The sequence below is a fragment of the Nostoc sp. CENA543 genome, assembly GCF_002896875.1.
Classification (GTDB): Bacteria; Cyanobacteriota; Cyanobacteriia; order Cyanobacteriales; family Nostocaceae; genus Trichormus.
In genome coordinates, this window is record NZ_CP023278.1 from 3,641,402 (window position 1) to 3,651,774 (window position 10,373).

Annotated in this window: 10 protein-coding genes; 1 reads left to right on the forward strand and 9 read right to left on the reverse strand. The window is 40.1% G+C overall.

The window, feature by feature from the left end; all coding sequences use genetic code 11:
* Positions 1 to 90 precede the first annotated feature (90 nt).
* From CLI64_RS15065 to rfbF, 9 genes are all read right to left on the reverse strand, one after another.
* Entirely contained in the window at positions 91 to 1,173 is a 1,083-nt protein-coding gene (locus CLI64_RS15065; protein ID WP_103137975.1) for a glycosyltransferase, read from the reverse strand.
* 283 nt (positions 1,174 to 1,456) lie between these two features.
* Positions 1,457 to 2,770 carry an NAD(P)H-dependent oxidoreductase gene (locus tag CLI64_RS15070; protein ID WP_103137976.1) on the reverse strand — a complete coding sequence of 438 codons (1,314 nt, stop codon included), beginning with the start codon at positions 2,768 to 2,770 and terminating at the stop codon, positions 1,457 to 1,459.
* Positions 2,771 to 2,881: 111 nt separating this feature from the next.
* The gene (gene rfbC / locus CLI64_RS15075; RefSeq protein ID WP_103137977.1) at positions 2,882 to 3,451 is read right to left on the reverse strand and encodes a dTDP-4-dehydrorhamnose 3,5-epimerase; all 570 of its coding nucleotides are present in this window, start codon (positions 3,449 to 3,451) and stop codon (positions 2,882 to 2,884) included.
* Between the two features lie 75 nt (positions 3,452 to 3,526).
* On the reverse strand, positions 3,527 to 4,360 hold the full coding sequence (locus CLI64_RS15080; RefSeq protein WP_103137978.1) for a phytanoyl-CoA dioxygenase: 834 nt from the start codon (positions 4,358 to 4,360) through the stop codon (positions 3,527 to 3,529).
* Between the two features lie 3 nt (positions 4,361 to 4,363).
* Positions 4,364 to 5,413, reverse strand: a complete 1,050-nt coding sequence (locus CLI64_RS15085; RefSeq protein WP_103137979.1) for a glycosyltransferase family 2 protein — start codon at positions 5,411 to 5,413, stop codon at positions 4,364 to 4,366.
* A gap of 102 nt (positions 5,414 to 5,515) precedes the next feature.
* Positions 5,516 to 6,544, reverse strand: coding sequence for an NAD(P)-dependent oxidoreductase (locus tag CLI64_RS15090; RefSeq protein WP_103137980.1), 1,029 nt, complete (start codon positions 6,542 to 6,544; stop codon positions 5,516 to 5,518).
* A gap of 103 nt (positions 6,545 to 6,647) precedes the next feature.
* Positions 6,648 to 7,580, reverse strand: a complete 933-nt coding sequence (locus CLI64_RS15095) for a glycosyltransferase family 8 protein (protein WP_225977353.1) — start codon at positions 7,578 to 7,580, stop codon at positions 6,648 to 6,650.
* Between the two features lie 105 nt (positions 7,581 to 7,685).
* A complete protein-coding gene (lhgO, locus tag CLI64_RS15100; protein ID WP_103137982.1) occupies positions 7,686 to 8,903 on the reverse strand; it encodes an L-2-hydroxyglutarate oxidase in 1,218 nt (405 codons plus the stop codon).
* Positions 8,904 to 9,061: 158 nt separating this feature from the next.
* The gene (gene rfbF, locus CLI64_RS15105) at positions 9,062 to 9,838 is read right to left on the reverse strand and encodes a glucose-1-phosphate cytidylyltransferase (protein WP_103137983.1); all 777 of its coding nucleotides are present in this window, start codon (positions 9,836 to 9,838) and stop codon (positions 9,062 to 9,064) included.
* Between the two features lie 292 nt (positions 9,839 to 10,130).
* Between rfbF and CLI64_RS30815 the strand changes: the two genes are divergently transcribed.
* The gene (locus tag CLI64_RS30815) at positions 10,131 to 10,349 is read left to right on the forward strand and encodes a hypothetical protein (RefSeq protein ID WP_225977354.1); all 219 of its coding nucleotides are present in this window, start codon (positions 10,131 to 10,133) and stop codon (positions 10,347 to 10,349) included.
* The last annotated feature ends 24 nt before the right edge of the window (positions 10,350 to 10,373 follow it).

Sequence of the window (10,373 nt, forward strand, 5' to 3'; positions counted from 1 at the left end):
GGGGGGATTAGGGAAGAATTGACTTTTTCTGCTTTAATTTCTCTTCGTTGCCTATTCCCCATTCCCCATTCCCTATTCTCTGTTCCTTTTTTAAATACAAGCTTGGGCAATAACTCGTTCAACTTTGCTAAAGAAGACCTGTTCGGAAAAATTATTCACAGCATGATTACGAATATTTTCATAATTCCAAGAGATTCCTCCGGACTCTAATAATGCTGTTTGTAATGATTCGGGTGTTTGTCTTTTAAAGAAAACTCCTGTTTTACCGTGGATTTGTGTATCTAATACACCACCTGCACCATAGGCAATTACTGGTGTTCCACTAGCATTAGCTTCTACTGGTACTAAACCATAGTCTTCTAAAGCTGCAACTATCACAGATTTAGCTTTAGAAAATAAGTCTTTACGATGGCTATCACTGACGTGACCTAAGAATTTAATGTTACTCAATGCCTTCGCTTCTAATCGCTTTCTTTCTGGGCCGTCGCCGGAAATAAATAGCGGCCATCCCAACCAGTTAAAAGCTTCAACAATAACGTCGAGTCGCTTGTAACTAATCATGCGTGCTGATGCTAAATAATATTCATCTTTGGTATCTGAAAAAATAAAGTTACTCGTATCAATGGGATAATTCACCATGATGGCTGGTTTGCCATAAATTTTTTGAATTCGTTGAGCAACAGTTGTGGAATTAGCTATATAAATATCTGGTTCTTGAGCATATTTAAGGTCTATATCGCGCATTGCTTGGAATACTTTGGTAATTAAAGGCGCGAAATAGCGATAATCACTGTATTCTCGTAAATAAGTTTCTGTATCCCACAAAAAGCGGGTGACGTTGTGACAAAAGCAAATATGTTTAGCATCTGGTCTTTTTCTGACAGCTTTCGCAAAGCTGGTACTACTACTAATAATTAAATCGTAGGCTTGTAAATCTAAAGCCCGGAAAGCTGGAAAGTATAAGGGAGCAATTAAACGGAAATATTTAGTAGCACCAGGAATTTTTTGTAAGTAAGTCGTATTAACTAGGCGATCGCCAACATCAATAGTTTTTTCAGGGTCGTATAAAGATGTAAAAATATCTGCTTCTGGATAGCGTTTACAGAGTAATTCAAATACTCGTTCTGCGCCGCCACGTTGGGTTAAATAATCATGTACTAGGGCAATTTTCATAAGTTTTAGTCAATAGTCAATAGTCATTAGTCAATAGTCATTAGTCATTAGTCATTAGTCATTAGCAGAAATCATCCCTATATGTGAAATAAAATAATAAGATACCCTCAAGCCCCCTTGTGGAAGGGGGCTATTTTTTAGGTATTTAAGCCAAATATTTTGACATCAATTATTCAAAATTCAACTAATGTTACAAAATCAAAAATCTGTCTTAAATTCTTAATTTTGAATTTTGAATTTTGTAGCTTGCTTCCCGTAGGGTATTTTGAATTTTGAATTGATACTATCCAACTGTCACCAGAACTTTTTCAGGGGCAAAATATTTGTTTTGTTCGGCTCTGAGTTGGTCGCAAAGTCTGCCTGTGGGTAGTTCTATATCATCGTAGGTGAGGACTTGATCTTTGGGAATATCTCGTTTGAGGCGACACCCTTCTGCTAAACCCATTGGTAGGAGGTTTTGTTGTTGGACAATATCGGAATTCTCACATTGTCCGTAGGTCATATAATAGCCGATGCCGTCTAAAGTTTCTCCGGCCTTTAGGTCAATTTTTGCAGTGGCCACTACGTCCACCATAGGCGCGCCTAAAGGAGCCATGACTGCATCTTGGAATAAGACTGCACGGGCTACAGATAAGGGAACTTCAAAATGACAGAGGTGGTAAGGGGTGTAGAAGCTATAGAGAGGGCCTTCACCGAGTTTGTAGAGGTTGAGATAGTGGCGTTGTTTGGGATCGTCGTGGGTAGCAAAGACGAATACGCCAGGGCCGGGTTTTGTACCAACAACATAATCAACGATTCCGCCTAGTTCTTTAAGTTGGTCAACGTCGTACATATTGGTCATTTCGTCTACGTGACCTGTGAAGTCATAGCCCAACATTCCGCGTCTAGCTACTTTCATCCCTGTGGCGTTAGCAACGATCGCCTGCTCGAATGATATTTTGGAACCATCGGCGAAGCTTGTGACCATGTGGGCTTTTTGTCCCCAGCGTTTAGCGAAGGCTTCTTGGGTGGTGGGGTTGCGGTAGGGGTCTTGCAAACCTTTGATGTTACCGCACAATAGAGGAGTCAAACCAATACTTTTCACGAAGCGGTAGAGATTCATTTCTACCCCTGGTTGGTCGCCATCACAGGCCGAGAGAATCACACCAGCCTTATCAGCATAGACTTTGAGAATACAGCCGATAGTACCGTCAAGTTCGGCATTCATCATAATAATATGTTTGCGATGGGCGATCGCTTCCATGACGATATGCGCGCCAAATTCCACCGCACCAGTCACTTCGATAATGGCATCAATACCCTCTGCCTGACAGATGAGTTTAGCATCTTCAGTGATGGCATATTTACCTTGAGCGATCGCCGCTTCTAATTCGCCCACACTATTGACAACTTCAATCTCTTCAATTCCCGCTTCTTGATAAGCGCGTTGGGCTTGGTCAATACTCCGGTTGAAAATAGCTACCAACTCCATCCCAGGAACAGAATTGATAATTTGGTTAGCAATTCCGCGACCCATAAAACCAGCACCAATCATTCCCACTTTGACGGGATTACCAGCAGTAGCACGAGCTTGCAAAGCGCGATCGATAATAATCATTTTCGTTAATTCCTATATTTAATACTTAAAAGCAGAACTTTAGGATCTTTAGGGGTGTAAGGGTATAGGGGAATCATAACTGCCCAATGCCCCATGCCCAATGCCCCATTTCTAACAAACCGCTTCCACTGGGTCAGGGCTACCAATGGGGATAGTCTCTAATAGTGGCCAGTTAGCATCTTTTTCAGAAATCACAGTGACTTCTAAAGGCCATTGAATATTAAAAAATGGGTCATTATAACGCAGACCTTTTTCGTATCCAGGTGTATAGAATTCACCAACTTGATAGACGACTTCCGCATCATCAGTTAAGGCTTGATAACCATGAGCAAACATTTCTGGCACATACAAAGCTCGACGATTATCGGCAGTTAATTCCACACCAATGTGTGATAAAAAAGTCGGTGATTCAGGACGCATATCAATAATTACGTCATAAATAGCACCTTTAATACAGCGTATTAATTTAGTTTCGGCTGCGGGTTTTAGCTGATAGTGCATTCCTCGCAATGTGCCTTTTTTATAGTTATAAGAAAGGTTACACTGAGCAACTGCTGGTTTTAGACCGTGATTGATAAATTCTTGGGCGCAGAAAGTCCGAGCAAAAAAACCTCTGTGATCTGGCTTTTCTTCTAAGTCAATAATAAATGCGTCTTGGAGTTCTGTCTGGGTGAAAATCATATTTACCTGAAATAAGATATTGATGAGGACAAATAATTAATTACTAATCACTTAGTATTTACACTCGCTAAATTCCTAAACAGGAATTTTATCTACATTGGGTCTAGCAAAAGTATCATCCCAATATTGGTGACACAATTCTGGTCTTTTGGGTGGATTTGCTGTGTAAACAAAAAATAAGGCGGAACGTTCTTCTGTGCGAATGGTACCGTGGTGTAATGCTGTTCTAGGGTCAGCAATTACAACTGTACCTGCTGCACCTGGACAAGATTTCCAAGCGGATTTAGGGATAATTTTGTCGAGTTGGTCATCATTGATACCTAAATATCCAGATTGCCAAAGTTGGTAATCAATGCGATAGGAATTAATGGCAGGGAAAGAGGTTAAATGTAAGGGTACGTACTCAAAAGGCCCATGTTTTTGTTCGACATCATTTAAGTAAATGATGATTTTTACCATTTTGCGGTCTTCAGAATCTTTATGCCATAATAATGTACCGAATTGATTCGCGTTGGGTAAATCTTTGCGTAAATGGACACCTTGAAAAGCAACAGGAAGACCTAAATAGTTTTCGATTATCTGTAATAATCGTGTTTCTCTACCCCAATTGGCAAATTGATTTATGTCTGTAACTGTGTAAATTTCGGGTAATCTTTCAGATAAATGTTGATTGTTAGTTGCGGACATTTGTGCTAATTGCTGATAAGCCACTTTTAGCATTTCGGCTGTGGAAGTTAAACCTAACTCCTCTAAGTTAGTGATATAAACACCCTCTGTTTTGAGAGTATCAACAATTAGGCGATCGCGTCCTGCCAATTTGGGTAATTTTTTGGCGTGTTGCCAAAGTCTCACTCTATAATCAAACTCAGATTGTAGAGTAGAAATCTTCCGACTAATGGATGAAATCATAGTCTAGCTCTTGATTTTTGTGGTTGATTTAGCTGGAGAGCGTCTACTGTTTGTACTAGTGCGTACTTCTTGAATAGATGGTTCATGGGTTTCTGCAAACCTCATTTCTTTAAAAGCCATCACATCAAAAACTGATAAACCAACTAAAGCGACAAAGGGAACAACTGTTTTGATAGCAGATACAGGCCATCTTCTTAACGCGCCTAAAAATACTTTCACATCTACTTCTTTAGAGTTGCGTAAAAGCATTTGCCGACAAAACTGTTTAGAATAGCCACATTCTTGCAGTTTTAAAATTACTTCAGGTATATGTTTGTACTGCATTAATAGTGCAGCTTTGGGTTCTTTTTGCCAATAACTAACACCCACAACACATTCTAAATAATTTTCTTTAGTGACAATCACATCACCATGAGCAGCACAATAACCTGCTAAATAGGCTAAAGATATCCAGTTTTCTGCCGCATCTGGCCAATGTTGTAAAGCACGTTTGACTAAATCAGTACGATAAATACTAGCAGTCAAGAAAATTACTGCACCAACACTTTTGGCAAAGCAATGTTCAAAAACTTCTTTACCATCTCGACAACCATCTTCACAGTCAGCATCAAACCAACGATTACCGATGATAGTAGGTGGGTAGACTGGTAAACCAGTGATTTTATTCCGTCCAGAAAAGTTGAGAAATAATAATGATAAATTCTGCTGTTGTTTGATTTTATTAATCACATAAGCAATGGCTCTTTCTTGAATTGGGTCATCATCGCCGATTGCCCAAACATATTGAGTTTCTGCGGAATTTAGGCAATACATAATATTTCGCATTACGCCTAAATTCTCTGGATGTTTATGAGACTTAAAGGCAATATTATGTAACTGATTTTGCCACTTTTTAATGATTTCTTGGGTATGATCAGTAGAACAATTATCAGAAACTAAAATTTCACAATCCGATTCAAACCCTTTAATCGCTCTAGCCAGCCAGGTTAATTGTTTATCAAGTAACTCAGCTCGATTATAAGTAGGAATGGCAATAGTTAATAATTTGCTCATACAGTAATCAAGAGTTTTGCTAGTTTGTTAGATCCCCGACTTCTAGAAGAAGTCGGAGATCTAAACATAAAACAGGAACACACTAATCGCCGGGAACGCTTATTACTTGAGATTCCAGAAAAAATCCTGGTTAATTTGTTCAGTCCGAATTAAATATTCTAGTTGCTTCAAGCGGGTGAATCCTCTAAACAAAAAGGTGTCTTCAGTCATATCGATTTGACTAAACAAATCAAACAATTGTCTAGCACCTTTTTGAGCATCCCAATCACACTTAAAACCAGGCAAAATGCTGTTAATCTTATCAAAAGATACGCGGTAACTGCGGTTATCTGCGCCGTTATCACCAAAAGATAATTTACAACCAGGGAAGGTATCGGCGATAATTTCAGCGATTTCTTTAACGCGGTAGTTATTAGCTGTGTCACCAACGTTAAAGATTTGGTTGTGAATAATGTCGCGGGGTGCTTCTAGCGCGCAAACTATGGCTTTGCAAATATCCAAAGCGTGGACTAATGGCCGCCAAGGTGTACCATCGCTGGTCATTTTAATTTCTTTGGTAGTCCAAGCCAAGCCGGCTAAGTTGTTCAATACGATGTCAAAGCGCATTCTAGGGGAAGCACCAAAGGCTGTGGCGTTTCGCATGAAGGTGGGAGAGAAATCATCATCAGCTAGGAGTGTGACATCTCTTTCCACCAGAGTTTTGCACTCTGCGTAGGCTGTTTGGGGGTTAACGGGAGATTCTTCCGTGACATCCCCTTCTGTGGCTACGCCATAAACACTACAAGAAGACATATAGACGAAGCGACGAATACCCATTGTTTTCGCCAGATTCGCTAAACGTACAGAACCTAAATGATTGATGTCGTAGGTAATATTGGGTGCTAGTTGTCCGGTGGGGTCGTTGGATAACTCCGCCATGTGGACGATTGCTTCTACACCTTCTAAATCTTCGGGGTTGATGTGACGAATATCTTTGTTGAGGGTTTTAGCTGTGATTGGAGTACCGTTGTATAGCCAACCAACTTTATAGAAACCAGTGTCTACCCCAATGACTTCATGTCCGCGTGCAGTTAATAAAGGAGGTAATAAACAACCTAAATAACCTTCAGTTCCAGTTACTAAAATTTTCATTTGGGTGAAATTCTCTTGTATGAATTATTGGAGTTAATTAGTGTGGTAGAAGCACCAATTTACTGCTAACTAAACTAGCGGAAAAATTATTAAGACATTAGGTTTATAGTTTTGAGCTATTAACTAATGCTAATTTCAAGAATTTTCGACCTAAACGCCGCCAGATGGTATCTCGCCATCCTGACCAAGCTGTCATATCAAGATAGTGAAAAAATAAATCTTTTTTTGGGTGTTGGCATTCAGTTCTAATTCCGGCGTACCAGGGTTTAGGAGTGTTGGTAAAGTGAATAATACTAGGGTGATGCAGCACTTCTTGATAGATTTCTTCAGGGAGGTGAGTGTCCTTCCTAAAGGAATCATCATAAATTCTCGGCATCTGATTCCATTTTGGATGTAATTCTCCCCATTTGTCTGCCAAAATGGCATTTAATCCATCTTGGTCATTAGGTTGATATTGCTGATTTTGTCTGAGATATTCGACAACTTTACTGCCTATATCATCACTGCGCCACTTATCAAGATTAATCACTAATAATCCCGAATTAAAATATTTGCTATGGGGTGAAATTCCCAATTCTTGATAATTTTGTAAGGCTGCACACATAGAAATATATAACTGCACATCATCCTGTACAGCTAATACATAGTTATCACCTATCTCAATATTCCATAACTCATCTAGATTACCGGTGACTACCATATCACTATCGAGATAAATAGCCTTGCTAAATTCTCGTGGTAAAACTTGAGCTAGGAGTAGCCGATAATAGGCTGGAATCGTTAAATGTCTTTCTAGTGTGAGATTGGCGAATAGGGCATCATCGAATCTAATCCAAGCAATATCGACCCGTTGGGAGTCTAAAGATTGAATAATCTTGCGTTTGTTGGGTTGACTGATATCGCCATCAAGAATAAATAAGGCTATCAGGCGATCGCTTTTGAGGTTAGCAAGTGCTGAACGAACTGTGACCGTGAGGGGCATGGCATAGTTGTTATCAGCAGCACAAACCAGAACAATTGGCTGCGGATGAGACACAACTGAGATGATGTAGTTGGGATGTTGGGAATTAAGAATCGGGAATTGGGAATGGGGAATTGGGAATCGGGAAAATTACTCTCCTCTGTTCCCGTTTCCCGTTCCTTAAATACTACCTACTGTTGCTGGGATATCTGCGTGTTGGGTGACTTGTGCGGCGATCGCTTTGCCAATTTCTAGGGAAGAAGTGGCAGCAGGTGAGGGAGCATTGCAAACATGGATGGCATTTTGACTAGGTACAATCAAAAAGTCATCTACTAGTTTGCCATCATCCATCAAGGCTTGGGCGCGTACCCCTGCGTGGGTGGGGACTAAATCTTGGGCTTGGACTTCAGGAATCAGTTTTTGCAGACTTCTGGTAAAAGCTGCTTTACTGAAGGAACGAATGATTTCTTGGATACCTTCGTCGGCGTGTTTGGCGGCGAGTTTCCAAAAACCAGGGTAAGTCATCACCTCAGCAAAGTCCTTCAAGTCGAAGTCGGTTTTATAATAGCCTTCCCGCTTGAGACTTAAAACGGCGTTCGGCCCTGCATGGACGCTACCGTCAATCATTTTGGTAAAGTGAACGCCCAAAAAGGGAAAATCGGGGTTAGGAACTGGGTAAATCAGGGTTTTTACCAAATACCGCTTTTCGGGGGTGAGTTCGTAATATTCACCCCGGAAGGGAACGATTTTCGCTTTGGGGTTAACTCCACCTAATTTAGCAATGCGATCGCTATGCAATCCGGCACAATTGATCACAAAGCGGGTTTCAAAGCGGCCTTGATTGGTTTCCAGCACGTAATTTTTACCACTGGGAACAATTTTCAGCACTTTTGTATTCAGGCGTAATTCCCCACCTTGCTGTTGAATTAATTCGGCGTATTTTAAACAAACCTGTTTGTAATTAACAATACCTGTGGAAAAAACGCGAATTCCTCCTACACAACTCACATGAGGTTCGATTTCTCTAACTTCTTCTGTAGTGATTTTTTGGACTTGAATTCCGTTATCTAATCCACGTTTGTAGAGATTTTCTAAACGTGGTAGTTCTTGTTCATCTGTCGCTACAATAACTTTGCCACAAATATCATGATCAATACCATGTTCTTGGCAAAATGCCACCATTGAGTCTCTACCATCGCGGCAAAACTTAGCTTTAAAACTCCCTGGTTTATAGTAAATACCAGAGTGAATTACACCGCTATTATTGCCAGTTTGATGAAACGCCCATTGGCTTTCTTTTTCTAATACTAAAATTCGCGCTTGGGGGTAACGGTTACCTAGAGCCATCCCTGTGGATAGCCCAACTATTCCCCCACCGACAATTACAAAATCGTACATTGGTATTACTCTTAATAAGGCAAAAGGTAAAAGGCAAAAGGCAAAATGTAAAAAATTAATGTTGGATTTTTGACTTCACCCATGTATAAGTAAAGCATTATAACTTGATAAACCACATCAATAATCTTGTTTTTACTTTTTACTTTTTACTTTTGCATTTATCCCCATACTTTCCAAGGAGCTTGGTTATTGTTCCAGAGTTCTTCTAGATAATTTTTATCTCTTAATGTATCCATTGGTTGCCAAAAACCATTATGCTTAAAAGCAGATAACTGGTCTAAATCGGCTAACTTTTCTAATGGTTCTTTCTCCCAAACAGTGCTGTCATCAGCAATAAAATCAATAACTGCTGGTTCTAAGACAAAATAACCACCATTAATCCAAGCTCCATCACCATCTTGTTTTTCGCGGAAACTGGTGATTTTAGTTTGTTCTTGTCCGAGAGAAATTGCACCAAAACGGCCTGCTGGCTGTACTGCTGTCAATGTTCCTAATGACTTTTGTTGTTGGTGGAATTTAATTAATTCAGTGATATTAACATTACTCACACCATCACCGTAGGTAAAGCAAAAAGTTTCATTACCAATGTGTTCTCTCACACGCTTTAAGCGTCCACCCGTCATGGTGTTGTCACCTGTATTTACTAAAGTGACGCGCCAAGGTTCAGCATAACCAGAATGGACATTCATCTGATTAAAACGCATATCAAAAGTTACATCAGACATATGCAAAAAGTAGTTAGCAAAATACTCTTTGATGATGTAACCTTTATAGCCACAGCAAATGATAAAATCATTAATGCCGTGGGCTGAATAGGTTTTCATAATGTGCCAGAGAATCGGTTTACCGCCAATTTCTACCATTGGTTTAGGTCTGATGCTAGTTTCTTCACTCAGGCGAGTTCCCAGACCTCCGGCTAAAATTACCGCTTTCATGCAACTACCTCGGAGATTTTTAGGTTGAATAATTGTGATGTTGAGATGTTTGATTTTTGATTGACTTTTCAGCAAGTCTGAAGTCTTGGCTCATCAAAGAATCATTACTCAGTGATGATGATAAATTTATCAAGATGAAGAGGATGCACTTGGATGGGAGAAAACTTCACTTACCTCTGTAGTTTTCTCCGTACATAATTTAACTGTTATTTGTAGTAGTTGTATAAAGAAAGAGTAAATAAACTTATATAATCTGTAAAAGCTTAGTGAATAAGAATTATTTTAAAAGTCGTTGATCCGAGTGCAATTTGGCGTAGTGATGATTGGGGATTGGGGACTGGGGACTGGGGATTGGGAGTTGGGGACTGGGGAAGCAGGGGAAGCAGGGGAAGAAAAACTTCACCCAGCATCGGCTAAACGCCGCGCTACTGCTAACAGCACTCACTACTCATTACTCACTACTCATTACTCATTACTCATTACTCAGCACTCAACACTCAACACCGGCTAAACGCCGCGCTACCGCTAACAGCAC